This is a genomic window from Natranaeroarchaeum aerophilus (genome assembly GCF_023638055.1).
Classification (GTDB): Archaea; Halobacteriota; Halobacteria; order Halobacteriales; family Natronoarchaeaceae; genus Natranaeroarchaeum; species Natranaeroarchaeum aerophilum.
Window position 1 is genome coordinate 145,969 of record NZ_JAKRVY010000001.1, and the last position, 24,528, is coordinate 170,496.

Annotated in this window: 28 protein-coding genes and 2 tRNA genes; 11 read left to right on the forward strand and 19 right to left on the reverse strand. The window is 62.6% G+C overall.

The genetic code is table 11. The features are described 5' to 3' along the window. Positions 1 to 25: 25 nt before the first annotated feature. Together AArcSt11_RS00690 and AArcSt11_RS00695 are read left to right on the forward strand one after the other, a co-directional pair. Positions 26 to 541, forward strand: coding sequence for a DUF7857 domain-containing protein (locus AArcSt11_RS00690; RefSeq protein WP_250593700.1), 516 nt, complete (start codon positions 26 to 28; stop codon positions 539 to 541). Next, complete coding sequence (locus tag AArcSt11_RS00695) at positions 538 to 1,194, forward strand: MinD/ParA family ATP-binding protein (RefSeq protein WP_250593701.1); 657 nt, start codon at positions 538 to 540, stop codon at positions 1,192 to 1,194. The genes AArcSt11_RS00690 and AArcSt11_RS00695 overlap by 4 nt, the downstream gene beginning before the upstream one ends. A gap of 4 nt (positions 1,195 to 1,198) precedes the next feature. Here AArcSt11_RS00695 and AArcSt11_RS00700 read toward each other — a convergent pair whose 3' ends face one another. Then, the gene (locus AArcSt11_RS00700) at positions 1,199 to 2,077 is read right to left on the reverse strand and encodes a transcription initiation factor IIB (RefSeq protein ID WP_250593702.1); all 879 of its coding nucleotides are present in this window, start codon (positions 2,075 to 2,077) and stop codon (positions 1,199 to 1,201) included. Positions 2,078 to 2,225: 148 nt separating this feature from the next. On the opposite strand from AArcSt11_RS00700, the gene AArcSt11_RS00705 reads away from it, so the two are divergent. Beyond that, complete coding sequence (locus AArcSt11_RS00705; protein WP_250593703.1) at positions 2,226 to 2,738, forward strand: DUF7858 family protein; 513 nt, start codon at positions 2,226 to 2,228, stop codon at positions 2,736 to 2,738. Here AArcSt11_RS00705 and AArcSt11_RS00710 read toward each other — a convergent pair whose 3' ends face one another. The 3 genes from AArcSt11_RS00710 to uvrB are packed head-to-tail and all read right to left on the reverse strand — an operon-like array spanning position 2,739 to position 6,435. After that, on the reverse strand, positions 2,739 to 3,482 hold the full coding sequence (locus AArcSt11_RS00710; protein ID WP_250593704.1) for a MinD/ParA family ATP-binding protein: 744 nt from the start codon (positions 3,480 to 3,482) through the stop codon (positions 2,739 to 2,741). It abuts the gene before it with no gap. A gap of 54 nt (positions 3,483 to 3,536) precedes the next feature. Then, the gene (locus AArcSt11_RS00715; protein WP_250593705.1) at positions 3,537 to 4,331 is read right to left on the reverse strand and encodes an HVO_0234 family beta-propeller protein; all 795 of its coding nucleotides are present in this window, start codon (positions 4,329 to 4,331) and stop codon (positions 3,537 to 3,539) included. A 46-nt stretch (positions 4,332 to 4,377) separates the two neighbouring features. After that, positions 4,378 to 6,435, reverse strand: coding sequence for an excinuclease ABC subunit UvrB (gene uvrB / locus AArcSt11_RS00720; RefSeq protein ID WP_250593706.1), 2,058 nt, complete (start codon positions 6,433 to 6,435; stop codon positions 4,378 to 4,380). Between the two features lie 98 nt (positions 6,436 to 6,533). Between uvrB and AArcSt11_RS00725 the strand changes: the two genes are divergently transcribed. Further along, on the forward strand, positions 6,534 to 6,761 hold the full coding sequence (locus AArcSt11_RS00725; RefSeq protein WP_250593707.1) for an antitoxin VapB family protein: 228 nt from the start codon (positions 6,534 to 6,536) through the stop codon (positions 6,759 to 6,761). Then, positions 6,748 to 7,158 carry a type II toxin-antitoxin system VapC family toxin gene (locus AArcSt11_RS00730; RefSeq protein ID WP_250593708.1) on the forward strand — a complete coding sequence of 137 codons (411 nt, stop codon included), beginning with the start codon at positions 6,748 to 6,750 and terminating at the stop codon, positions 7,156 to 7,158. The genes AArcSt11_RS00725 and AArcSt11_RS00730 overlap by 14 nt, the downstream gene beginning before the upstream one ends. A gap of 13 nt (positions 7,159 to 7,171) precedes the next feature. Here AArcSt11_RS00730 and AArcSt11_RS00735 read toward each other — a convergent pair whose 3' ends face one another. Next, positions 7,172 to 7,366, reverse strand: coding sequence for a DUF8144 family membrane protein (locus tag AArcSt11_RS00735; RefSeq protein WP_250593709.1), 195 nt, complete (start codon positions 7,364 to 7,366; stop codon positions 7,172 to 7,174). 78 nt (positions 7,367 to 7,444) lie between these two features. Between AArcSt11_RS00735 and AArcSt11_RS00740 the strand changes: the two genes are divergently transcribed. Both AArcSt11_RS00740 and AArcSt11_RS00745 read left to right on the forward strand, forming a co-directional pair. Then, positions 7,445 to 7,822: a hypothetical protein gene (locus AArcSt11_RS00740; RefSeq protein ID WP_250593710.1), complete on the forward strand. Its 378-nt coding sequence runs from the start codon at positions 7,445 to 7,447 to the stop codon at positions 7,820 to 7,822. A 50-nt stretch (positions 7,823 to 7,872) separates the two neighbouring features. After that, a complete protein-coding gene (locus AArcSt11_RS00745) occupies positions 7,873 to 8,136 on the forward strand; it encodes a DUF7553 family protein (RefSeq protein ID WP_250593711.1) in 264 nt (87 codons plus the stop codon). On the opposite strand, the gene AArcSt11_RS00750 is transcribed toward AArcSt11_RS00745, so the two are convergent. From AArcSt11_RS00750 to AArcSt11_RS00765, 4 genes are all read right to left on the reverse strand, one after another. Further along, positions 8,133 to 8,774 carry a hypothetical protein gene (locus tag AArcSt11_RS00750; protein WP_250593712.1) on the reverse strand — a complete coding sequence of 214 codons (642 nt, stop codon included), beginning with the start codon at positions 8,772 to 8,774 and terminating at the stop codon, positions 8,133 to 8,135. The genes AArcSt11_RS00745 and AArcSt11_RS00750 overlap by 4 nt on opposite strands. 67 nt (positions 8,775 to 8,841) lie before the next feature. Then, positions 8,842 to 9,468: a rubrerythrin family protein gene (locus tag AArcSt11_RS00755; RefSeq protein WP_250593713.1), complete on the reverse strand. Its 627-nt coding sequence runs from the start codon at positions 9,466 to 9,468 to the stop codon at positions 8,842 to 8,844. A gap of 127 nt (positions 9,469 to 9,595) precedes the next feature. Further along, complete coding sequence (locus AArcSt11_RS00760) at positions 9,596 to 10,009, reverse strand: VanZ family protein (protein WP_250593714.1); 414 nt, start codon at positions 10,007 to 10,009, stop codon at positions 9,596 to 9,598. Between the two features lie 184 nt (positions 10,010 to 10,193). Further along, entirely contained in the window at positions 10,194 to 11,063 is an 870-nt protein-coding gene (locus AArcSt11_RS00765; RefSeq protein WP_250593715.1) for a sulfurtransferase, read from the reverse strand. 252 nt (positions 11,064 to 11,315) lie between these two features. On the opposite strand from AArcSt11_RS00765, the gene AArcSt11_RS00770 reads away from it, so the two are divergent. Beyond that, on the forward strand, positions 11,316 to 12,089 hold the full coding sequence (locus AArcSt11_RS00770; protein WP_250593716.1) for a sulfurtransferase: 774 nt from the start codon (positions 11,316 to 11,318) through the stop codon (positions 12,087 to 12,089). Between the two features lie 262 nt (positions 12,090 to 12,351). Here AArcSt11_RS00770 and AArcSt11_RS00775 read toward each other — a convergent pair whose 3' ends face one another. From AArcSt11_RS00775 to AArcSt11_RS00790, 4 genes are all read right to left on the reverse strand, one after another. Next, positions 12,352 to 14,754 carry an ATP-dependent DNA helicase gene (locus AArcSt11_RS00775; protein ID WP_250593717.1) on the reverse strand — a complete coding sequence of 801 codons (2,403 nt, stop codon included), beginning with the start codon at positions 14,752 to 14,754 and terminating at the stop codon, positions 12,352 to 12,354. A 185-nt stretch (positions 14,755 to 14,939) separates the two neighbouring features. Continuing rightward, positions 14,940 to 15,011, reverse strand: a tRNA-Thr gene (locus AArcSt11_RS00780). A 75-nt stretch (positions 15,012 to 15,086) separates the two neighbouring features. After that, positions 15,087 to 15,785, reverse strand: coding sequence for a DUF7114 family protein (locus AArcSt11_RS00785; RefSeq protein ID WP_250593718.1), 699 nt, complete (start codon positions 15,783 to 15,785; stop codon positions 15,087 to 15,089). A gap of 85 nt (positions 15,786 to 15,870) precedes the next feature. Then, on the reverse strand, positions 15,871 to 17,235 hold the full coding sequence (locus AArcSt11_RS00790; RefSeq protein WP_250593719.1) for a restriction endonuclease: 1,365 nt from the start codon (positions 17,233 to 17,235) through the stop codon (positions 15,871 to 15,873). 96 nt (positions 17,236 to 17,331) lie between these two features. Here AArcSt11_RS00790 and AArcSt11_RS00795 point away from each other — a divergent pair, with 96 nt between their 5' ends. Continuing rightward, positions 17,332 to 18,030: an enoyl-CoA hydratase/isomerase family protein gene (locus AArcSt11_RS00795; RefSeq protein WP_250593720.1), complete on the forward strand. Its 699-nt coding sequence runs from the start codon at positions 17,332 to 17,334 to the stop codon at positions 18,028 to 18,030. 6 nt (positions 18,031 to 18,036) lie between these two features. On the opposite strand, the gene AArcSt11_RS00800 is transcribed toward AArcSt11_RS00795, so the two are convergent. From AArcSt11_RS00800 to AArcSt11_RS00815, 4 genes are all read right to left on the reverse strand, one after another. Beyond that, positions 18,037 to 18,831, reverse strand: coding sequence for an NAD+ synthase (locus AArcSt11_RS00800; RefSeq protein ID WP_250593721.1), 795 nt, complete (start codon positions 18,829 to 18,831; stop codon positions 18,037 to 18,039). 124 nt (positions 18,832 to 18,955) lie between these two features. Then, on the reverse strand, positions 18,956 to 20,386 hold the full coding sequence (locus AArcSt11_RS00805; RefSeq protein WP_250593722.1) for an NAD(P)(+) transhydrogenase (Re/Si-specific) subunit beta: 1,431 nt from the start codon (positions 20,384 to 20,386) through the stop codon (positions 18,956 to 18,958). After that, entirely contained in the window at positions 20,383 to 20,664 is a 282-nt protein-coding gene (locus AArcSt11_RS00810) for an NAD(P) transhydrogenase subunit alpha part 2 (RefSeq protein ID WP_250593723.1), read from the reverse strand. The genes AArcSt11_RS00805 and AArcSt11_RS00810 overlap by 4 nt, the downstream gene beginning before the upstream one ends. A 2-nt stretch (positions 20,665 to 20,666) precedes the next feature. Then, entirely contained in the window at positions 20,667 to 21,854 is a 1,188-nt protein-coding gene (locus AArcSt11_RS00815; RefSeq protein WP_250593724.1) for an NAD(P) transhydrogenase subunit alpha, read from the reverse strand. 230 nt (positions 21,855 to 22,084) lie between these two features. Here AArcSt11_RS00815 and AArcSt11_RS00820 point away from each other — a divergent pair. After that, positions 22,085 to 22,155 (forward strand) — tRNA-Gly (locus AArcSt11_RS00820). Positions 22,156 to 22,350: 195 nt separating this feature from the next. Here AArcSt11_RS00820 and AArcSt11_RS00825 read toward each other — a convergent pair. Then, positions 22,351 to 23,118, reverse strand: coding sequence for a hypothetical protein (locus AArcSt11_RS00825; protein ID WP_250593725.1), 768 nt, complete (start codon positions 23,116 to 23,118; stop codon positions 22,351 to 22,353). An 83-nt stretch (positions 23,119 to 23,201) separates the two neighbouring features. Between AArcSt11_RS00825 and AArcSt11_RS00830 the strand changes: the two genes are divergently transcribed. Further along, entirely contained in the window at positions 23,202 to 23,699 is a 498-nt protein-coding gene (locus AArcSt11_RS00830) for a DUF367 family protein (RefSeq protein WP_250593726.1), read from the forward strand. 1 nt (position 23,700) lies between these two features. On the opposite strand, the gene AArcSt11_RS00835 is transcribed toward AArcSt11_RS00830, so the two are convergent. Next, on the reverse strand, positions 23,701 to 24,489 hold the full coding sequence (locus AArcSt11_RS00835; RefSeq protein WP_250593727.1) for a TrmB family transcriptional regulator: 789 nt from the start codon (positions 24,487 to 24,489) through the stop codon (positions 23,701 to 23,703). Between the last annotated feature and the right edge of the window lie 39 nt (positions 24,490 to 24,528).

Here is a 24,528-nt window from a genome sequence, read left to right on the forward strand (position 1 = left end):
CTTTCGAAATGTTACAGCCGACAGTATGAGCGGGCGGGAGTTCAAGTACGATCGGGCGGCCATCATCTCCATGCCCGAACTGTCGTGGACCCAGCGGCGAGAGAACGGTGTGACGCTCGTCGAAGCGGTAATCGAGAGCACGTCTCCGAACGGCGAGGCGGCAATAGAGCTTCGGAGTACGCTCTCTGGCCCTGTCTGGCCCCCGCGCTCGCAGGGAGTGCCGGTGGCTGGCTGGGATGGCGATCGGTACGAGACGACCGTCGAGAGCGGCTGTCGGGTCGCTGTCGGCTTCGCCTCTCCCGGAGAGCCGTGTGAGCCGCCGATCGAGATCGTCGAGCACGAACCGGTTGCGCGCGTCGATGACGACGAGGACGATGCTGTCGACGCTGCCGACGTGCTCCGGGCGCTCGGCGATCCCACACCACCCCGGAGAGCTATCCCGGCCTCGGTTCCCGATACCTCTGGTCCTGATACCTCGTTGCCAGACGAGTGGCATCTTGCGGAAGACGAACTGGATGTCGAGACGGAACGTGAGCGATGATTCTGGCAGTGACAGGGGGGAAAGGTGGTGTCGGGAAGTCGACAGTCGCACTGAACGTCGCTGCCGAACTCGACGCCGTGGTCGTTGACGCGGATCTCGGGATGGCCGATCTGCCCGATCGGCGTGGGCCCGACCTGCACGACGTCCTCGCCGGGCGTGCTGATCCGATCGAGGCTGTTGACGAGAGCGGACCCATCGACTTGCTTCCCTGTGGCCGATCACTTCATGGGTTGAACGCCGCCGACCCGCCCCGGCTCGTCGAGGCAGTCGAAACCGTCGAGCGAGAGTACGATCGCGTCGTCGTCGACTGTCCAGCGGGGATGTCCGCCGACGCCGGGCTCCCGCTGCACGTCGCCCAGCGCTGTCTGCTGGTCACCTGTGCCGACGAGTTCGCCCTCCCCGACGCCATCCGTGCTCGGGCACTGGCGCGGGTTCTCGACGCGGGGATCGAACGACTGGTGCTCAACATGGCGGGCGAATCGCCACCCGTTGATCGGGTTCGGTCGGTATTCGGGACACCGGTCGCGACCGTCCCGCGCTCTGATGCCGTCGCTCGTGCCCAGCGAAACGGTTGTCCGGTTTCGGCGGTTGCTCCCGGTGACAGAGCCACAACACAGTTCGAATCGCTGGCGGCGAGTCTACACTCTACCTGACAACTCAGTCCATCTCACAAAGCGCCTGAAACACCGATCGGAGCGTGACCGGCGAGACGTCCGCAACGCCCGACGCTTCTTTCTGCGTGAGATCGTTGTCCAGCTCACACGCCGCGGTGTACAGACAGCCTGCGGCGACGCCGCTTGGATCCCGGCCCCCGAAGACGTTCGCGTCGCGGCCCTCGCTCGCCAGTTCGCGTGCGCGCCGCTCGACCGCGCTCCCGAGATCCAGTTTGCTAGCAAACCGGGGCAGATACTCGCGCGGATCGATCGGACCAACTGGGAGTCCGAGCTCCCTGTTGAGCGCGCCGTAAGCGGCTTTGAACTCGTCTCGATCCGCGCGGGCGACCGACCCGATCTCGTCGATGGTTCGTGACACTTCGTTTACACGGCAGGCGGCGTAGGTAGTTGCCGCGGCGAACCCCTCCAGCGAGCGCCCGCGAAGCAGATCCTCCTTCTGCGCTGAGCGAAAGAGCGAGCAGGCACCATCCCGCACCGACTGGGGTAGCGAGAGCGCGGACACCAGCCGCCGGATCTCGGTGAAGCCGTACACCTGATTGCGCTCGACTTTGGTCGAGATCTGTGAGCGGTTGTGCTCCCGTCGCATCCGTGCGACCTGTCGTCGTTTGCGGCCGGTAAGCCGACTCCTGGAACCGGATCCGATCTCGGTTGACAGTCCTCTGTCGTGACGCGAACGAGTTAGCGGCGCGCCGGTCCGCTTTCGGTTCCGGTCGTCGTCCTCGAACGAGCGCCATTCGGGACCGCGGTCGATCCGATCCGCACCGACGACCAGCCCACAGTCCGAACAGAGCGTCTCGTCGCCGTCCGCAGTCAATCCACCACCACACTCGGGACACGCGTTCGCCGTCGTACTGCCACTCATACAGTTGGATCTTGGTCCCGATCAAGTATTTAAAGAAGGGATAGATGCGGAATAAACCGCTGGGTCGTCCGAGTCGAACGTACCGGTTACCGGTACGCTATAGTTCGTTTCAGGAACTTATTTGTGATACCATCGTCAACGAAGAACGATGCTTTCGGAGATCGCCGACGGTATCGAACTCACCGAACGTCAGCACGACCGGGGGATCGCTACCGTGGACGAAACGGACGAAACACTGGCTGAGGGGCTTGTCGAGCACGCCGACGAGCTACCCTGTCAGCCAGCGACAGCCGCGACGATCGTCGATAGCTACACCGCTGGACGGAGCGTCGGCGATGTGGCTCGCGAGGCGGGCGTCACACCGATGACCGCGACCAAGACGCTCCACCTGCTCGGCGTTGACGGGCTGTCGCCGCTCGCCCCGCGCGCAAGAGAGATTGTCCGGGACTGGCAACGTGGCGAGCTCTCACGTACCGACGCGGAGACGCTCGTCCAGGCAAGCGAGACGGAGTTCGCACTGGCCGCATTCATCGAAGCCCACGATCCAATAACGGGGATCTCAGAGATCACCGAGACTGCACTCGCCGAGCACGGCGATGCGGCGGTCGACAAGCGTGATCGGCTGGCCGAGACAATGAGCGGCGTCGGCGAGCTTCGCTGATCAGGGTCGGAGCCGTTCTGCCAGCCCCGGCTCCTCGTATGCGAGATCTAGTGAGCGGTCGAACAACCCCTCCGCCACCGCCACAATCGCCGGTGCAAACTCCGGATCCAGCGCCGTGACGGTCGGTGTGTCGGTCACTGCCGTCAGTTCGCTTTCCGGCACTGCGATGTCGATCGACCCGTCCGGCACTTCCCCGGTCCGGTTCGCGACTGCCAGATCATCGGTCGTTCCCACGTCGGTCAGGCGGGCCCGCGTCCGCTGGAGCGCGTCGACGCCGCGGGTCGTTCCCGGCGCGACCAGTCCGACTCGATCTGCCGCGGTGACCGCCGCCACCGCGGGATTCGTCGCTACTGGCGGCGTGTCCACGAGCACGTAATCAAACTCGGTCGCTAGCTGATCGAGCACGTTCTCGAACGTCGTCGCTGCACCGGCAGTCTTGGCGCGGGCGAGTGCTCCGAACGAGGCACGAGACGGAAGGCATTCCAGTCGTCCCTCGGTGTCGATCGGTAGCTCCTGCGTCGCTGCGAGGGGCTGTGGGTCCTCACCGGTTACGAGCGTCACGATGTCGTCGTCGATCCGGCCCGGGACGTAATCGGAGAGTCCCTGTGTGCCGAACGCGACATCGGTCAGCGCGACATTCGCGCCGTCCATCGCGAGTGCGGTGCCCACTTCCACCGTCATTCGTGTTGCCCCTGCACCGCCGGTGACGCCTCCGACTGCGGCCGTGGTAGGTGCCGTTTCCATGAAATATTGTTTATTTCTCTTCGAGCAAAAATATGTTCAAATATGTCTGGTGCCCTACTCGATAGCGACCGCACACCCCACGACTCCGCCGACGCCGAGGTGCTGGTGTCGCCAGCCGTCGCTGGCTTCGAGGAGGAGTGTTCCCTCTGCGGTCACGACGGAGGTTCGGTCCCCGTATGCGATATCGACCGGTGTCTCGTCGATCGGGAGTTCGACCGGTGCCCACCGGTCGCCGTCCGGGCTGGCCGTGTAGAGTGTACCGTCGATCACGGCGTGACGCTGCCCGCCGCCGTCGCTCGTGACGGCCGTCGCGTCGCCCTCGCGGAGCGCCATCCAGCCGTTGCCAAGTTGGTACAGTCCCTTTGCCGTAGCCGCGAGCGGTGTTCCCGTCGCGTCAATGTCTCGAACGTGATCGAGTCCGGCGGCGACGAGCCCCCCGTCGACGATGCGATAGACGCCGTCCTCGGTTCCGACGAGCGCGCCGTCGATGGCCGTGACCGCGCCCTCCGCGGAGCAAATCTCCTCGACGCCGTCCGCGCTCACCCGTGCGACACGCCCCTCCTCGGTGCCAGCGATCACGTCCTCACCGTCGAACCCGACCGCGCTCGCCGGGCCGACTCCGAGGTCGACCGGGCTCTCGCCCAGCAGCGTGACGTCCTCGTCGGTCGCTACGACGATCCGGCCCGGTGCGCCCGCGATATCTCGGACCGGCGTGCGGTACTCCAGCCCGAACTCGCCGACGCGCGGGCCCGAGAGCGAGGCGACGACGACTCCCAACTCCGTCCCGACGAACAATCGGGTCCGGCCTTCCTTGCCCCCGAAGATCCGTTTCTCCCTGATGTCGTCCATACGAGAGGCCACGGCGCGGTGTCCCGAAAGGATTCCGACCCGACGTTCAAAACTCCGGATCCGACTCTACCGGCACGCCCTCGTCGCCGTCGAGATCGAACTCCTGTCGAAGCTCCCGGATTCGGTCGCGGATATCGGCGGCGAGCTCGAATTCCAGGTTCTCGGCGGCCTCGTTCATCCGCCGTTCGAGCTCCTGGATCTGACGAGCGGCGTCGTCCTCGTCGCTTGGTCCCTCGCCGGAAACGCTGCTGGTGTCGGTCTTGCTGCCGGGCAAGTTCGTCTCGCCGATCTCCTTTTCGATCGTTGTCGGCTCGAAGCCGTGTTCGGCGTTGTACTCTCTCTGAATCTCCCGACGGCGCTGGGTTTCGTCGATCGCTGCGGCCATTGAGTCGGTCACCTCGTCGGCGTAGAGCACGACCTCGCCCTCGACGTTTCGGGCGGCCCGACCCATCGTCTGGACGAGGGTGGTTTCGGATCGGAGAAAGCCTTCCTGATCTGCGTCGAGGATGGCGACCAGCGATACCTCGGGGATGTCAAGCCCCTCCCGGAGCAGGTTGATCCCGACGAGCACGTCGATCTCGCCGAGTCGAAGCGACCGGATCAGTTCGTGGCGCTCCAGCGTGTCCGTTTCGTCGTGCATGTAGGCCACGTCGATGCCCGCCTCTTCGAGATACTCGGTAAGATCCTCGGCCATCCGCTTGGTGAGGGTCGTTACGAGCGTCCGGTCGCCTGCCTCGATCTGGGCGTCGATGCGCTCCATGAGGTCCTCGACCTGCCCGGTGGCGTCTTCTATCTCGACTTTTGGGTCGACCAGATGCGTCGGGCGAACGATCTGCTCGACGATCTGTCCCGAGTGCTCGCGCTCGTAGTCGCTCGGCGTCGCGCTGACGTACATGGTCCGGTCGGTCTTTTCCTCGAACTCCTCGAAGGTGAGCGGGCGGTTGTCAAAGGCCGTGGGCAGCCGAAAACCGTTCTCGACCAGCGACTCCTTGCGCGATTTGTCGCCCGCGAACTGCCCTTTGATCTGTGGGATCGTCTGGTGGGACTCGTCGATCACCGTCAGAAAGTCGTCGGGGAAGTAATCCATCAGCGTGTAGGGCGCTTCGCCGGACTCCCGATCTGCGAGGTAGACCGAGTAGTTCTCGATCCCCGAGCAGTAGCCCGCCTCGCGCATCATTTCGAGGTCGAAGGTAGTGCGCTCCTCGATGCGCTGGGCGGCGAGCATGTCGCCCGTACGCTCGAAGTAGGCGATCCGGTCTTCGAGGTCCGATTCGATCTGGGCGATGGCCTCTTCCATCGTGTCGTCGTCGACCGAGTAGTGCTCCGCTGGGTGAAAGAGAACCGCTGGCTCGTCACTTTCGACTGTCCCCTCCAGCGGATCGACCTTGATCATCCGATCGATCTCGTCGCCCCACAGCTCGACACGGACGGCATAGCGGCCGTACATCGGGTAGATCTCGACGGTGTCGCCGCGCACCCGGAACGTGCCCTGCGTGAAATCGACGTCGTTGCGCTCGTAGTTCAGATCGACCAGCCGCTTGAGCAGTTCCTCGCGGCCGATCTGCTGGCCGACTTCGAGCCGCAGGGACATCCCCTCGTAGTTCGCCGGATCGCCGAGCCCGTAGATCGCCGAGACCGAGGCGACGACGATCACGTCGTCTCGCGTAAGCAGGGAGCGCGTCGCCGAGTGACGCAGTTTGTCGATCTCGTCGTTGATCGAGGCGTCCTTGTCAATGTACGTGTCGGTCTGCTCGACGTAGGCCTCGGGTTGATAGTAGTCGTAGTAGGAGACGAAGTACTCGACGGCGTTGTTCGGGAACAGATTCCTGAACTCCTCGTAGAGCTGTGCCGCCAGCGTCTTGTTGTGGGCGATCACCAGCGTCGGCGTCTGGATCTCCTCGACGGCCCACGAGACGGTGTTGGTCTTTCCCGACCCCGTCACGCCGAGCAGGGTCTGTTCGTCCATCCCCGACCGGTACCCCTCGGCGAGTTGCTGGATCGCCTCGGGCTGGTCGCCCGCGGGATCGAACGGCGCGTCCACCGCGAAGGGGCGCTCCCCCTCCGGCCGGTCGGGCGAGAGCGGCCCGGAGTTCGTCTCACTCATTGCCGGAAACAGGTGCGCGAGGCACTTGAGACGCTCGGCTGTCGAGGCTTTGTACGGTCGCCGGCACACTTTTTCGTACAGACACCCATACACTACACATGAGCAAGAACATCTCCATCTCGGACGACGTGTACCGAGAACTCAAGCGGGAGAAAGGTGATCGGAGTTTCAGCGAAGTGATCAGAGACTCCATCGAGGGTGGCACCCGACTTGCGGACGTGACGGGAGCCGGTGTGCTTGATCCGGACGCTCATGAGGACGTCAAAGCCGACATTGAACGGATGAGCAACGGGACTCTCGATCGGGTCGACGATGAAACTCTGTGATACGTCCGTTCTCGTCGATATCGACCGGGGCGATGTCGCCGACCGTGTCGAACGGCTCGACGACGAAGGTCGGCATGCGATCAGCAGCGTTACCGTCACCGAACTGCGCCTTGAACTCAACAACCGGTACGGTGACGACGAGCCGCCGTCCGACGTCGTTACTGGCCTCGAACGGTTGATCGCACGATTCGAGATTATCGACGTGAGCCGTCCGATCTCGGTCGCTGCCGCGGATATCGTTTCCGAACTCGAACGCAAGGGACAACCGCTCCACGATCTCCATGACGTCTACATCGCTGCCACGGCACAGACACAGCAACTGTCCGTTCTCACCTCGAACGTCGACCATTTCGAGCGGATCGATAGTATCGACGTCGTTGATTGGCGGCGGTTCTAGCGTTTGTCTCTGATCAACGCCCGTAGTACAGATACGAGAACAGCACGAACGCCAGTACAGCGCCGACAATCCCGCCGACGAACGCGAAGGGGAGTTCGAGCGCCCAGAGGGCCCCCCAGCCGGCTCCACCACCAGCGAGCACAATAACGGCGATCAACAGCCCCACTTTCCATCCTTCCCCCGACTCGCCGCTCTGTGTTCCTGCCATGTGTCTACTATCATAGCCGAGATGTAAGGATTCTTTCCTTCGCCAGCGTTTTGGCGGCCGAATTCCTTCTCTCGGACGATGGATCTCTCGCTGTCCGACGTCTCCGAAAGCCAGGCCGCGATGGGTCTCGGCGCGCTCCTTGTTCTTGCCGGATCGGCGCTGCCGTGGTGGGTGACGCCGGTCGAGTCGAGCACCGGGCTGGCAGGCGATGGCGTCTTTACCATGCTCTTTGGCGCAGTCGTGCTTGGCATCCTCGTCTTTCAGGAGGCCAACGAGCGCACCGGCATCGTCGTCGCTGGCTTCGGCGCGCTGACTGCGGTCGTCGCCGGGTGGTTCTGGTACGGGACGGCGACGGATCCGACTCTGGCGGCCGGAACTGGCGTCTACCTGACGTTGCTCGGTGCGGCCACGCTGCTCGCTGGCGGATGGATGAGCCACCGCGAGACGCAGGGCTGACGCACACTGTCGGGAGAACGATTTTGTTCCTCCTCGGCGAACGCTCGTGTATGTCAGACGAACTCGCAGACGCGAGCGACGTGCTCCGGGAAGCGAGCGAGCTCGCCGACCAGCACCGTGAACGACTGTACGAGCGCTCGAACGCGCTTGCCGAACTGGCCGCCGGTGACGCACAGGTCGATCACGGGCGGCTGGCCCGCGAGACGAACAAACTCCACGAGATCGAGGGCGACCTCGCCGACGAGTCTGCGGAACTCGTCGGACAGGCGCGTGAGCTGATCGCGACGTATCGGGAGGACCTGGAGGGCGTCTAGCTCGGCATGCGATCCGCCAGCCGCTCGTAGGTTTCGGTCGGCATCGCGACGCCGGGCGGTCCCGACGCGTTTTCGGCGAACTCCAGACGCAGGTAGGTTATCGACCCAAGCGGGATCGGCTGGACCGACTCGACCGCGGTCAGATCGATTTCCCGACCTTCGAAGGTGATCTGTTCGGCATCGGGATCGTACTGTCCCTCGCCCTCCAGCAGCGCACGGGCGGGGAAGACGACCACTGCGAGAACGAGCACGACCCCCGCCACCGCACCGTTGATCGTGAGTATCGTCGCGCCGAGGAAGTACGCGAGCAGGAGTTGCGCAGCGACGATGTCGGCGACGAGCAGGCCGTCCTTGCGCCCCCAGTCGCGGCCCGACCGGTCGCTCGCGCTGGCACCGAGACGGCTCCGATTGACGATCGGCAGGAGGACGTGCAGGGCGAGCGCGACGCTCACCAGGGCGACGGCACCGTAGAGGGCTGCGGACAGCAGGTTGGCAAAGGGCGTCGCCACGAACGGGTAGACGAGCACGACGGCGAGCAAGGAGCCGCCGATGTAGGCGACAACGCCTGCGGTGAACCACCGCAACAGCGGGGTTTCCGTTAGTACGGACCACTCCACCGGCGCTTCGTCTGTCGGCATCGACTGACCGTTGCCGACGCGCTGCCGAAAAGCTGACTATCCACGTCAGGGGCTCCCTCGCCTTCGATCAGCAGACCGGTTTCGGGTTCACACCCATCGCTTCGAGCCGGTCAGTGTACTCGTCGTAGGCTGCCTGGATCGCCGCGCTGGCGGCGTCTTCCGCGGCCTGCCAGTCACCGTCGTCCGCACAGACCTCGTCGAGCAGGTCCAGTAGGCGCTCCTCGCGCTCGTCCAGCACGTCGCCGTAGCCGCGGAACGTCGACGCCGTGGTGGGATCGGCCTCGCCGACGAAGAAGCCGGTGCGCTGTTCGGTGAGCTTTCCGGCGACGAGCGTTGCGCCGACGAGCCCGCCCAGCCGCTCGACCGTCGCTTCGGCCTCTCGAAGCTCCTGCTGTGCTGGCGGGACCGCCCCCGGTTCGTGGCCACCAAGTTTGTCGAGCAGGTCCTCGTAGTGGCTAGCCTCCTCGCTTGCGATCTCGTCGTACGCCGCTGTGGCTGCCCCGTCGCTCTCCTGTGGGACCCAGCTGGCGACTGTCTCGCTGGCCGCGTGGAGCCGGTTGGCCGCGCTGGTCAGGACTGCCGTTTCGGTCATCTCGCCCTCGGTGTTGGCATACAGGGCTTTCGAGGAGCCGAGCCGCGAGAGCGCCGTCTCGTTCGCGTCGCGGACGCGCTCGTCGAAGTCGTCGTCGGTCATGCTCGTTCGTACGGCGTTCGGTCGCTTGTAACCACCGACTGCGTCGTCGTGCGGCGACAGCCTGCCGTCTCCGGTGTTACATTGTAACTTTGTATACAATGTTACACAGCATGGATCCGATCACACCTCAGTCGGCCCCCTCGATTGCCTCCGCACCGACGAACTCGACCTCCGACTCAAACCGATACCAGCCACAGGCGAGCGCGGCCCCCACGGCGTTGGCGACCATGTCAAGGACGTCGTAGCGCCGGTAGGGGACAGAGGCCTGTGCAACCTCGATGCCGACCCCGTACAGCGTCGCGACGCCGAAGACGAGCAACGCTTTCGTCCGCACAGAGAGGTTGGCTCCGACCAGCGCGTAGGCCAGCAGGAGTCCAAAGCCCAGATACGTCGCGGCATGCCAGAGCTTGTCGAAGCCGATCGCGCCCGTGTCCGGCGTCTCTGGCGGCACGACGAGCAGGGAGGCGGCCGCGATCGCTGCGGCCGCGACGGCGACGGCGCTCCAGCGAAGCCAGCGCGGGACGAGCGGGAGTCGAGGCATCGGCTGTTCGGTAGTGCTATCGGAATAAAAACGTGCAGATGTGTTTCACGGCTCGCAACCGCGCTCGCCGTTCCGCTTCGAGATTCTCGCTCCCGTGGGTCGCTCCGAATCTCGCTACTCGCCCTGTTCCGCGGCTCGCAACCGCGCTCGCCGCTTCACTACGAGGTCGACTCCCTCGCTACGCTTAGTCGTCGCCCTCGCCCTTCTCGATCGGCGCACCAACCAGATTACCCCACTCGGTCCAGGAGCCGTCGTAGTTGATGGTGTCCTCGTAACCGAGCAATTCGTGGAGCGCGAACCACGCAACGGAGGAGCGCTCGCCGATCCGGCAGTACGCGACCGTCGTCGAGTCGCCCTCGATGTCGTAGTCGGCGTACAGCTCCTGCAGCTCGTCGAAGTCCTTGAACGTCCCGTCGTCGTTGGTGACGGCCGCCCAGGAGATGTTCTCCGCGCCGGGGATGTGGCCGCCGCGCTGGGCGGTCTCTTGCAGTCCCGGAGGTGCGAGGATCTCGCCGGAGTACTCCTCGGGCGAGCGGACGTCCACGAGCGGGAGGCCGCGGTCGATCGCGTTCTCGACGTCCTCGCGATACGCGCGGATACTCTCGCGCGGGCCGGACGCGTTGTACTCGACGGCCGAGAACTCGGGGACCTCGTCGGTCGTGGGATAGTCGTTCTCGATCCAGTACTCGCGGCCACCGTCGAGGAGGCGCACGTCGTCGTGGCCGTAGTACTTGAACTGCCAGTAGGTGTAGGCGGCAAACCAGTTGGCGTTGTCGCCGTAGAGGACGACCGTCGAGTCCTCGGTGATGCCGTGGCTGCCCAGCAGATCCTCGAAGTCCTCCTTGGTCAGGATGTCACGGGTCGTCTGATCCTGGAGCTGGCTCTCCCAGTTGAACCCGATCGCGCCGGGCGCGTGGGACTCCTCGTAGGCTTCGGTGTCGACGTCGACTTCCACCAGTCGGTGGGCGGGGTCGTCGCTCTCGAACTCGTCGAGGTTGTCCTCGACCCAGTCGGCCGAGACCAGTACATCGTTTGCGTACTCAGTGTCCGTCATACACCAATTCGTACGATAGCCAGGGTTAAAGGCGCTCTACCCCCGGCAGCAACCGCCCCTCGTGGCGCGTCCGGGCAACCATTGCCGTCACCTCGGAGCGCATTTGCTCATGTACGACGGCCCGGACCCGACACCCACCATACGATGGGTATCGATGACCCCAACACCGGTAGTACTGTCCGGTGGCGACGAGTAACGGTCACGGCTGGCAGTTTCCACGAGTTAATACCGTCCGCCGCCGTACCGGTGTCCATGATCGAATTCGTTTCGGCGGACTGGCTCGCCGACCGGCACGACGAGGTGCAGGTCGTCGACGTCAGGGACGACTGGGAGTACTCCGGGATCGGGCATATCCCCGGTGCGGTCTCGATCCCCTTCGACCGCTTCCGCGCCGAGGACGGCGACGAGGGAATGTTACCTGGCGCGGACGTCTTCGCGGGCCTGCTCTCGGCGGCCGGTATCGAGCCCGGCGATCCCATCGTCGCGTACGACGACACCCACGGCGTCTTCGCGGCGCGCTTTCTCGTCACGGCGCTATGTTACGGCCACGAACCACTCTACCTGCTCGACGGCGATTACAGTGCGTGGAACCGCGAACACCAGACGACGACCGACGAACCGTCGGTCGAGTCGACGGAGTACACGGTTACGCTGCCCGAAACGACGCCGCTGGTCGAGTACGATACTGTGGAGGCCGCAATCGACGACCCGGACGCCGTGCTGGTCGATACCCGTGACGAAAGCGAGTTCGACGAGGGCCACATCCCGGGGGCCGTCCTGCTCAACTGGAAGGACCTGGTAGACGACGAGAGCCGCGGGCTCAGGCCCGAGGCCGAACTCCGTGCCCTGCTCGACGAGCACGGGATCACGCCGGATCGTCGAATCATCCTCTACTGTAACACCGCCCGTCGGATCAGCCACACGTACGCAGTACTGTTGTATCTCGGCTACGAGGATGTCGACTTCTACGAGGGGAGTCTCACCGAGTGGACTGCCGCAGGGGGGTCGATCGAGATCGTCGAGTGAGCGGCAGTTCCGTCGAAAACCTACTGCCGGCTGTTGAATCTCCAGTTGAAACAAAGGGGTATCAGCGAGGCTATCGGATAGTTGCGGATCTGGTAGTTGTTAGACACTGAATATAATACCTTTGGTTTCCTCCAGGAGGCCACCGGAACGATCGTCTACAGCTCCGGGACCAGAACCGATTCAGTCCGAATTCGACCATATCCGAGCTGACGGGGTGGACCTCGTCGGGGCTGCGGATAATAAGGGAGTACGGTGAAAGTAGTCACGTGTCCCAAAATTTCCCGAACTGAGATGTCAAAAAGTCCGGCTTCATCCTCACAAACTCGTCGCGTTCGGTTTCCGGGAAGAACTCGTACACAGAATGCAGAGCGTCAGGAACGAATCGCTCTCCGACGACGATTCGCACACCGCGTTCGTCCGGTCCCCGAATGACTCGTCCGAATGCTTGTCGGATTTGTCGAACGGCGGGAATCGTCAGCGCGTAGGTGAATGAGTTTTCTTGCCCAAACCGGTTACCGTACGCGTATTCGACGGCCTTGACTCTGGGTGATCCGATGTTTACCAATGGGATCCCGAACACAGCGCACGTGTGCAACTCATCTCCTTCGTAATCGACGCCTTCAGTTAACGTGCCACGAGTACTCGTGACGAGGACTTTCGGCTCTCCGTGGACGAATTCGCGTTTCAGTTCTCTGGTCTCCTCGTGGCTGGAGGACTGGTCAAGCAGGACTGGTTTCTCGATCTCCTCTCGAAGCCGGTTCGCCGCCCATTCAGCTTCGGAATAATTTGGCCATGCGAGAAGGATGTTCCCGTGACTGCATGCGATTTCCCGTGCGACGTAGGCGTAGCGCTCTCGTGTCCTGTTTGTGTTGTCAAGAGTTGCTTTACCTCGATTCCGCTTTTTGAACGCTTCAACATCGACGATCCAACTGGCACGGTTCTCCGCAGGAAACGTCAGATCATACGTACGTGAGGAGACAACCCGCGGTTCTTCCTCATCAGTCGCCAGCTCTTCTAACCCGGCCACTTCTTCAAAGATCGAGAGCGGCTCAAGTGTCGCACTCATGAGGACGCCGCCGCCGAATTCATCAAGGATCCCCTTGATTTTCTCCGACGGCATGCAGTTGTACATGACAAGCGACGCGTTGTAGTAGTTCAGCCATGGCTGTTCGACATCACGGGCGTCTGTCTCCGAGTACTCCAGTTCGATCTCACGGAAGTACTCGACGTGGTCTCGCTCCCACCACTGCCCGAACAACGCTCCGACAGCGGTACAGACACAATCCCTGTCGTTCCCCATTTGTTCTAAGGCGTCTTCGACGGCGAGGCCGACCTTGCTCAACATCCGGAACGTGTCCCCTCCGTGACCTGCCTGTTCAGCCCAGCGTGTAAACCCGTCCGGGGAAGCGTCGCCCGGATCACGGAGCGGGATCTCGACATCGTCCTCTGGCACCGCGTTCCATGACAACCCCGACCCGTACTGTTCAAATCGGTCCTGAAGCTCGTCGTCAACACGAGTCTCGAACCACTGTATCACATCGTCGTAGAATTTTTCTGCGGTCTCAACAGCTTCAAATGGGACTTCTTGCGCTGCGAGTCGTGTTTCGATATCACGCTTGTTCTGCGGGCTTTGCCGTGCTGGCCGGAGGATCTGTTCGAGATCGTTCTTTGCGCGTTTGACGGTGTGATAGCCGATCGTGTCTGTGAGGAGATCTCGGACGCGTTCTTCCATCCGGTGTGCTTCGTCGACGATGACGAGCGTCTGCGTATCGAGAATTGGGGCGGTGAGTTGACGGCTGGAAGTGTCGAAGACGTGATTGTAATTCCCGATCACGATATCGGCATTCTGCATGAGCACTGTCATTGCCCGGTGCGGGCACGTACCCGCATCGACGGCGTTCGGGAGGAGTTCCTCAGTGGTAACGACGTGATTGGTGCCTGATTCGAACGGTACCGCCGATGCTTTGTCACGACTGTACCAGTCCGCCTCGAACGGGCAGTACAACTCGCTATTCTCAGATTCCATCATCTCCGGCGTCGTCGAGGGTTGACTCCGTGGGTAGGGCGCAGTTTTCCCGGCAGTGTGAAGCGGATCACTGTCTTCGTTGAGCGGGTCTCGTTGCGCGTTCTCGACCAGCACCCGGCCTTTCGCTGGGTCCCACCATTTGTCCTCTTCAGGAATCGGTGATGAGTCCAGCGTCGCGTCTGTCTCGAATTGCTGGTCCACTTTGAGGGCGCTGTCTTCGGTAACGAGAGTAGCAGTTGCGTCTCTCAGGTCCTCACATCGTTCCTGAACGCTGCTCCCCTCAGGGAACACCTCTTCGCGCCCGTACGGGCATAGATCTCGTTTCCCGACGAGTGCCACGCCAGCAAGCGGGTCTTCCAACTGGTCATTGATCACTCGGAGATCCTCAACGAACTGTTGGCGCTGTTGCTTGACTGGCGTGACGACCATCGCGTTGTCAAACTGGTCAGTCTCTCGGATGAGATAGCTCGCTGCAGTCAGCGAGGCCATCGTTTTGCCCGTCCCGCACGGACCTTCCATCGCCAAATACCCAGAGTCTTTGGCTGTCTCGATGATATTCTCGATGACATCGCTTTGATTCTCGTACGTATCGCTAAAGCCGAAATACGTTTGCCACGACACCTCAGAACTCTCAGACACGGGTTAGTGATATCTGCGTCCCGATGCGATAAAAACCGTTCCACTCACCACTAGCTCGTGTTCAGTTAAGCATGAAGAGTGAGGCGAACCGATTTACAGCAGTTCCGAGATGAAAGCCCACTGATTAAGCGGAGGGATGAAGGCGACAACTGGGAATCGTTCTACGCTCGTAGTAAGTCGGGTGAAGCCTAGGCCGGGATTTGAACCCGGGCTCTCGTCCTTACCAAGGACGCGCTTTACCGCTAAGCTACCCAGGCGCGGGTGCATCCATCGATTGTCGGGATCCGACTTTATGCGTTTCGATTCCCGGGCACTGCGGGACGCCGTACCGATCAGTGATCGGTCGCCGACTGCTGGACGTGATCGTCTGTGCCATCGGACGAGCGCGATCCAAGCATGGTGTCGAGGTCGGTGGGTAATAGCTCTGCTGCAGGGGGAAGCGGGGTATCGGCCGCCCCAAGTTCGCCTGCGAGGTCAAGCAGCCTCGTCGGGACCAGACCTGCCTCTGCAGTCGGCCACGGGCTATCGCCCGCAGTCGCGCCCGCGATCACTGCCAGCTCGAAGACGTTCCGTTCGAGCGAGCGATCTAGGGAGGCGGCGGCGTCAGCGCTTTCGGCGCTTCGGCGGAGCGTCTGATCGCGGCCGAACGCTCGGACGGTCTCGACGGCCTTGTCGGCGGCTTCGGTGCGGGCAAGCAGATAAAACCCCCGTGAGACGAGGACGTCGGCGGCGAGGATTTCGAGATTCGGTTCGGTGTGATCGGCCGGGTCGCGTGTGGCCCATGGCTGTTCCTGGGCGAGCGTCCGGGTCAGGCGCAGCCCCTCGTAGATCAACTGGACGCCGGCACCGCGTTCGGCGACGGAGTCAGCTGTCGCCGAGCCATCAATCGACCGTGCACTGGACAGGGTGAGCGCTCCAGGGGCCATGGAGGCGTCGTCGAGACGGTCGTCGAGAAGTTTGCGGAGGGTAGTCGGCTCGATATCCGCGACTGCGTCGTGTGCTGCCTGCCGAGTCCGCACGGCCTCATCCATCACGCCGGACTAGGGAGAGGAAGGGCAAAGACCTTTGGAAAGTCCGCCTGCGAGTGATTGTGAGAGATCGCATGCAGGCCCGGCGTTAGATGACGAGAGCGAGCAGAGCAAACAGGAGGAGACCGACAACGAGGACAGCGGCTCCGGCGAGTACGGGATTCTCCATCGCTTTGCGGTAAAACGGCATCGCGTCGTACTCGGCACGGAACCGTTCGAGGTTCTCGCGGTTGTAGAAATACTTCGTATTGAACAGGAACGATTCGGTGACCGCACAGCCAGTACAGACCGGTTCACCCTCTACCCGTTCCGTCTCGATGTGATCGGCGCAGTTGATACTACCGCAGTTGGTACAGTAGGTGAGCGGTCCATCCCCGCCACAGTGAACACAGTCGTCGAACGCCCCGTTTGCGACGACAGAGCCACGGGTCCCAGTGAAATATCCGTGTTCGTAGGCGTACTCGCCGAGTTCGAGCCGTGCATCGATCCCCGGAACGTAGACAGGGCGGAGCGAGTCAATCGAAACGTCCGACTCCCGGGGACGACAGCTCTTCGTGTACGTGACGTTGTTATCGCCAGTATACCGAACCGTCGTCTCGAACCGATCACACTGCAGTTCCGTGATCCAGTCGCGGTACTCCGCTTCGGTGCGGCCGAACCGCTCCGTATCGACTGCGTCAAACCGGTCTCGGTATCGGTCGAGGGCAACAGTCTCGGTATGATCGGCATTTTGGGCGACGAGCAGCCTGACGTCGTCGTCAAGCGGATGCGGTCCGTCCCGATCTGCGAGGATGGAAACAGCATCGCGTTCGTCAACCCGGTGGACAACCCCAACCGAGGTCTCAAAGACGGCGTCGACGTGCGTATCGGCGTAGACGACCGGAAGCAAGGTTAGCTCGACCGATGAGGCAGTGACAAGCGACGGGTCGAGGTTGTCAACGTCCCGCGCTGCGGTGCGGAGCTGTTCGGCGACCGCATCCCGATCCCGCGGTGGTGAGAGCGTCTCGTCGCAGACGATTTCGATCCGGCCGCTGTAGAGATCCATCCCGATCTCCTCGCCGACCTCGCGGAGTTTCGCACCGCCGAACAGTTCGATCGCCGTCGATCCGGATTCGCGGCCGACACGTGCGGCGTACTCCTCGGCGGGTCGGGTGAACCGTCCCGTCGTCGCGACCATCCCGCGTTTCGGTCCCGGATGATCGTACGTCTGGACCGCGGAGTGGAGTTTCTGGACGACCGGCCGCCCCACGGTGTCGGTGTGTTTGCACTCGACGACGACCGCAGTCGGCGACCCGTTCTCCCGCGGTTCTTCCATCAGGATGTCACGCCCTTTGTCGGCGACGCGTTCGGCCTGCCGAACGTTCCGGTAGCCCATCTTCCGGAAGACCTCGACCATCACGTCCTCGAACTCGAAGCCGGAAAGGTCGTCGAGTACCGTTGCGTCCGCGTCCATTGCTGTCAGATCTGTCTCCCGAACCCACAAGGAGTTTGTGCCCATCGTGCGGGCCATGGCGGCAGAACTTACAGGCAGGCTGACTACACTCAGTACATGATCGAGCAGCGCGTCGACGACCGGGTTCGAGTAGTGACGTTGTCGCGCCCAGACCGGCGTAATGCGTTGACACCTGATGGTCTCGACCAGCTCGAAACCGCGATCGTGGATGCTGATGAGCCAGTGGTCTACCTCCACGGTGCAGGCACGGCGTTCTGTGCGGGGGCCGATCTCGATGCAGTCGACGCGCTGGACGATGCCGATGCGGCGCGGGACTTTGCCGCACACGGCCAGCGGGTCGCACAGGCGATCGAGACAGCGGATGCGATCGTCGTCGCCGGGATCGACGGCGCGGCTCGTGGCGGCGGCGTCGAACTCGCGCTCGCATGTGACGTCCGGATCGCGACACCCGCAGCCACGTTCGGGGAACCAGGCGTCACCTTCGGACTATTCGGAGCGTGGGGAGGGACGGCTCGCTTGCCCGAGATTGTCGGCCTCGGGGATGCGATGGAGTTCTCGGTGACCGGCCGCGAACTCTCCGCCGAAGAAGCGCGTCGGATCGGACTCGTCTCGCGGATCGTCGAACGACCCGAAACGGTCGCCCACGAGATTGCGAACAATGATCCGGGAGCGCTCGCAGTGCTCAAAGAACGACTTCGAGACACTGCAAGCAAGGCCGAACAGGAGCGTCGAGAGACGGACGCCTTCGCGGAGCTGGTGATGGAGCGTAAACGAAGAAACGAAGACGGGAGCTGAGACGGCTCAGTCGAGGGCGGGCGGCGCGGGCGGCATCGAGCGCTTGTGTGCACTCCGTTCGTACATTTCCCGCACCCTTTCGACAGTGTCGAGATCGACATCGAGCGTCGCCGCGGTCGCGCTTGCCGACAGCGGGCCGCCGATATGCAGCGCGAGGATCGGATCGAGCGTATCGTAGGCGATACCCATCTCGTCCTCGTCGGTCTGCTCGCTCCAGAGGCCTGCCGTAGGCGTCTTCTCGACGAGATCGTCAGGGACGCCGAGCTCGCGAGCAAGCTGTCGAACCTGCACCTTGTATAGGTTGCCGATCGGGTTGCAGTCGACCGCCTGATCACCGTATTTCGTGTAGTACCCTACCTGCGCCTCGCTCCGGTTCCCCGTCCCCAGCACGAGCCGATTCTCGTGGTTTCCGACCAGATAGTTCAGGACGCCGCGAGTCCGGGCGCGGGCGTTACCGACCGCGAGGTCGTCGCCCTCGGCGTCGGGATACCCCGCGACGAACTGCTCGATGATCGGCTGGATCTCGATGACCTCGTACTCGATATCGAGCATCTCGGCGACCCGTTCGGCGTCGCTCATGTTGTCCTCGCGACTGACCTCGCCGGGCATCACGAGTCCCTTCAGCCCGCCGGTGCCGAGCGCTTCCACGGCGAGATGTGCGACCGTCGTGCTGTCGATTCCCCCTGACAGTCCCAGCACGGCTCCGTCCGCCGCCGCATCTGCGACCGTCTCCTCGATGAACGCCGTGATATGCTCTCTCCGTTCCGTGAGCTCGACATCCGAAAACCGAAGATCGACCATGGTATACTATTTGTTCACACGTGTAAGAATCACTCGGTTCGTGCAACCTCTGGGATAGATTCTGCCCGAAATGTCGACAATTGGGGGCGCTGCGTCCGGTTCAGTAGACGATAGAGGGAGAGAACTAGTGGTTCTCCTTGTACGCGTTGACTAGTTCCTGCATCGAGGCTTTGGCGTCGCCAAACAGCATGCTCGTGTTGTCCTTTGCGAACAGCGGGTTCGGGATCCCGGAGAAACCGGGGCTAAGACTTCGCTTGTTCACGATCACCGATCGTGCATCCGAGACGTTGAGGACGGGCATCCCGGCGATCGGGCTCGATTCGTCGGTGTTTGCCTTCGGATTGACGACGTCGTTCGCGCCGGTCACGATGACGACGTCAGTCTGGGAGAAGGTCGGATTGACCTCCTCGAGCTCCCGCATCTTGTCGTACGGGACGTCAGCTTCCGCCAGTAGCGCGTTCATGTGGCCGGGCATCCGCCCCGCGACCGGATGAATGCCGAACTCGACATCCACGTCGTTCTCGTCGAGCAGTTCGGCCAGTTCCGCGACCGCGTGCTGGGCCTGCGCGACTGCCATCCCGTAGCCGGGAACGATGACGACCCGCTGGGCGGTATCCAGCAACATCTCGACCTCCTCGGGGGACGTCTCGGTGATGTTGCCGTCGTAGATGTCATCCATCGCTTCCTGGTCCGGTTCCTCGCCGAACCCGCCAAACAGGACGTTCGTGAGCGAGCGGTTCATCGACTCGCACATGATCACGGTGAGGATCATCCCTGCCGCGCCGACGAGCGTCCCGGCGATGATCAGGGCGCTGTTGTCCAGTACGAAGCCGGTCCCGGCGGCGGCGAGCCCGGAGTAAGCGTTCAGCAACGCGATGACGACCGGCATATCAGCGCCGCCGATCGGGACCACGAGGAGGATCCCGAGCACGGCGGCAGCGAGCACCAGCAGCCAGTACGGTGGTATCCAGTCGGCCTGGAGTTGCGCGGCGAACAGGTCAGGCGTCGCGACGAGATAGCCGCCAAACGCCAGTGCGACGAGCAAGACGAGGACTTTCATCACCTGCTCACCATCGTATCGGATCGCAGAGGTAGTGATGAGCCCGTGGAGCTTTCCGGCCGCGACCAGGCTACCAAAGAGGGTAACCGAGCCGACGATACCGGAGAAGACTGCTGCGACACCGACATCAGCCGGAATCGCCTCGACAGAGCCGAGTTCGACGAGCTCCGCGCCGGCAACCACCGCCGACGCACCCCCGCCGAACCCGTTAAACAGGCCGACGAGCTGTGGCATTTCGGTCCGCTCGACTCTGACGGCGAGGATCGTTCCGACAGCGGTCCCGACGAGCAGGGCGCTGAACAGTACCAGCGGATCGATGATCTCGAACCACAGGACGGTGACGACGACGGCAACGAACATCCCACCAGCGGAGATGAGGTTGCCACGCATCGCCGTCCGGGGATGGGTCATATCACGCAGGCCCTGAATGAACAGTATCGAAGCGAACAGATAGGCGAGCGCGAGTGTCGATTCTGGCAACGCAGCAAGCATCATCGGCCACCCCCACGGAAGTCAGCGAGCATGAAGTGGCTAACCAGATAACCACCGACGACGTTGATCGTTGCCATAACGACTGCAACGAAGCCAAGCGCCGTCGCCAGCATCGTATCGCCGGAGCCGGCCACGACCACCGCACCGACCAGCGTGATCCCGGTAATCGCGTTCGCACCGGACATCAGCGGCGTATGAAGATTGGTCGGTATCTTGTTGATAATCTCGTACCCGAGGAACGCCGCCAGCACGAACAGCGTCAGGTTCTGGATCAGCGACATCGTCAGGCATCACCCCCGCTGGATGCGTCGGCATCCTCGTCGCTCTGTTCGTCCGAGTCGTCCGCGTCCTCGCGATGCGGCGCTCGAACCTCGCCGTCGTGGGTCAGCAGCGTTGCGTCGATAATCTCGTCGTCGAGGTCGATTGCCAGCCCCTCCTCGTCCGCAAGCAAACCGAGGAAGTTCCGCAGGTTGTTCGCGTACAGTTTGCTCGCGGTCTGGGGGACAGTCGCGGCCAGGTTGGTCGGTCCGTAGATCTCGACGCCGTCGTGAACGACGGTTTCATCGGCCCGAGAGGGCTCGCAGTTACCGCCGCTCTCCGCAGCAAGATCGACAACGACGGAGCCCGGATCCATCCGCTCGATCATCTCGGTCGAGATCGGCTGTGGGGCCGGTCGGCCGGGAATCGCTGCCGTCGTAATGAGCACGTCCGAATCGGGGACAACGCTCATGAGTGTCTCTTTTTGTTGCTGGGCAAAGTCCTTCTCCTGTTCCGTCGCGTATCCGTCTTCGTCGGACATCGACTCGGTCTCGGCGCCGACCTCGACGAACTCCGCACCGAGGCTCTCGACTTCCTCGCGAACCTCCGGTCGGACATCGTTCGCCGTCGCGTTGGCGCCGAGCCGCTCGGCGGTCGAAATCGCCTTCAGCCCCGCAACGCCAGCCCCGAGTACGAATACCTCCGCAGGCTGGATGGTTCCGGCGGCGGTCATCTCCATCGGGAACAGCTTCGGCAGGGCCTCGGCGGCGATCATCGTCGCCTTGTACCCGCTGACGCTATCCATCGAGGAGACGGCGTCCATACTCTGTGCTCGGCTGATGCGCGGGATCAGCTCGAGAGCGAACACGTCGACTCCCCGGGAGGCTAGCTCGTCGAGTTCCGCGTCGAGTTCGTACGGACCGAGCAACCCGATCACCACCTGCCCCTCCCGGTACGGTGGGAGCTCGTTGTCGGGCGTCGCCCCGAGCCCGCGGACGTGGAACACGACATCCGATCGCTCGTACACGTCCTCGTCGTCGACAACGTCACAACCGACCGCTCGATACGACTCGTCACTCCAGCCGGCCCCAGTGCCGACTCCGGCGCTGATCAGCACATCGTGGCCGTCATCCACGAGTGCGTCGGCTACCGGCGGAATAAGGGCCGCCCGCGTTTCGTCTGCAACTGACTCGTTCGGTACCCCGAGTATCATACGGTGAACAACTGCTTTGAGAATCGTTGTCAGTTAACTGTGTCGAAAATAGACGGATGTTCAGCGAAGAGCGTTTAGAACCATTATATCCGGGCCGAAACAACAATAATTACAAACTCAGATCGACATTTGTCGAATATCCCTGCTGGCAAGCAGAGCACAATGACGGGAGCTGAATCAGCAGCGTTTATGAATCATCGTCGCATAAATCGGGGTACAGCAATCCGGACGCGCCGGTGGTCTAGTGGTAGGACATGAGCTTCCCAAGCTCATAGCCCGGGTTCAATTCCCGGCCGGCGCATGGCTGAGCATCGCGAAGCCATGTTCGGGAGACGAACGAAGTGAGTCTCTCGGCACATTTCTGCGACGTTCTCACGAACGAAGTGAGTGAGTACTCGGCAGTTCTGCCGGTGAACGAACGTGAGGAGTGATTGTACGGCACAGCGAAGTGGCGGAGTGCTCTGAGGGGGAACAACGCGAGTTTCCGGCGTGGGGGTCATTGCGGGCGGGCGACACTCGAACACCGCAGACAGAGTACGTCGTCACCGATCCAGTTGACGCTCGTCGACTCACAGTTCGGGCAGTAGTGGTGATCGGTGTCGTATTCGGTCGAGCCTCGTGGGGCGGCAAGATAGCCCGTCTCGATGACACGCTCCAGCAACGACGGGAAGCGGCGGCGTTTGTAGCGGGCACGCTCGGCGAGGAAGGCAGCAGGGTCAGCAGGGTCGGAGCCGTGTAACTGCTCCCACTCGATGGCAATCTCGCCGTCGGCAAGGCTTCTGGCAACCTGCGTGAGCGGCGTCGCGGCGGCCTCGAACAGGGGTGTCGTCGCCCAGCGCTGTGGATCGTCGATCCCCGCACCAGCGTCTCGATAGGCCGTGGTGGCCTCATCGTAGGCCTCGTCCACTCCGTTCAGGTCGCCAGCAACGTGGAGGTCGGCGATGAACTCCTCGAAGCAGGCGCGCTGGACGGCGTGGTCGGTGACTGCGGCGAGATCTCGGGCGACGGCAACACCTTCGACTGCACGGTGGGTCCCACGGTGTCGCTGTCCGGCAACGCGATAGCAAATCGACGCGGTACAGAGATAGCCGAGCCCGATCCCGACCCAGCCGTGTTCGTCCTCATCGAAGGGGCCACTGTCGGCTCGCGGGCCGGAGAGAACTCGCCGTCCCGCACGGGTGTAGGCATCCCCGGCCGCAGTGTAGTTTCGATCGGCGAGTGAGGCGATAGCGTCGTCGTAGTAACCGCCGTCGTCGGCGCGCATAGCCGGGCTTAGGACTGGGTGTGTACAAAGGTTCGTCCTGACAAACGCGGCGTTTTTTGTGAGTGGCCTCGTACCGCCGAACAGTGAAGCTCCACGTCAGGTACGAGGGCGACGACGATCCCGACAAATGTACCGCAAAGAAGCTCTCGCGGTTCGATCTGGCCACGTTGCACAACAGTGATCGAGCAACACCGTACGGAGTCGTCTTGAACCCACACGCCGAGCAGGCGCTGTCACCGGCTGACACGACGGTGAGTGACCGGCTGGTCGCCCTCGATTGCTCCTGGGAGAGCGCCCGCGAGGCGCAGTTCAGCGTCGACGGCGAACACCGCGCCCTGCCCTTTCTCGTCGCGGCGAACCCGGTCAATTACGGGAAGCCGTTTCAGTTAACGACGGTGGAGGCGCTGGCAGCCGGGCTCTGTATTCTCGGGGAGCGCCCCCAGGCCGAGCGGATCCTGTCGAAGTTCAGGTGGGGCGAGACGTTTCTGGAGATGAACGAGGAACCGCTACGGCGGTATGCCGACTGTGAGGATTCGACCGAGATTGTGGCGGTCCAGCAGGAGTATCTGGATCGGGAGTGAGCTACGGTTCAATCGGCGTTGCATCCGCCCAGAGCTCGTCGAAGGTGGTAGCAAGTTCGCTCGCGACTTTATCACTCCTGAAATCAACGACCGACATGAGCTCGTTCGTCTCGACCGGATGGACTACCTCCAGACAGACCTCGTCCCGGTCGATAAGGATGAACCGCTGATCGGGGACAACGGGACTACACCGAACAGTAAGGCCAGCATCGACGAGCCCGGTCTCGAACTCCAGATCGATATCGTCGTGAACGAGCAATTTGATCTCGACGCCGTCGGCTAGCAGGGCTTCCAGTCGATCGGCGAGCGTATCCCGGGTCTCCGGCCCTTCGTTGATCGACCCGGCCGCGATACACACACAGTCGCTTGCCGTGCCGAGCCGTTCGTCCAGCAACTCAATGGCGTCCTCGTGGCGAAACGCACTCGTGGCAAACGACTGTGTTGGACGGTCCGGTTCCTGTGATCGTATTGCCGTCTCGAGCTCCTCGGCCGTCGCCTCGAATCGACGGCGGCGTTCGTCGAGGTCTTCTAACCGCGCATCGAGTAGCTGTGAGACGGCATGTTCCGACGACGCAGGGACGTATGTGCGCGGACGTGAGTCATCGTGACGGACGATCGAACGTTTCGACAGCGAGTTAAGCACATCGTAAATCCGTCCTTTCGGTAGCTCGGCTGCCGCGGCTACCTCGTCGGCTGTCATCGGCCCCCTCTGTATCAGCGCCTGAAAGGCCTGCGCTTCGTAGTTTGACAGTCCGAGATCCGCAAGCTTCTCCGCGACGTGCTCGCTCATACTTTAGACAGCACGTTTAGAAACAACAGTGTTGTGGTT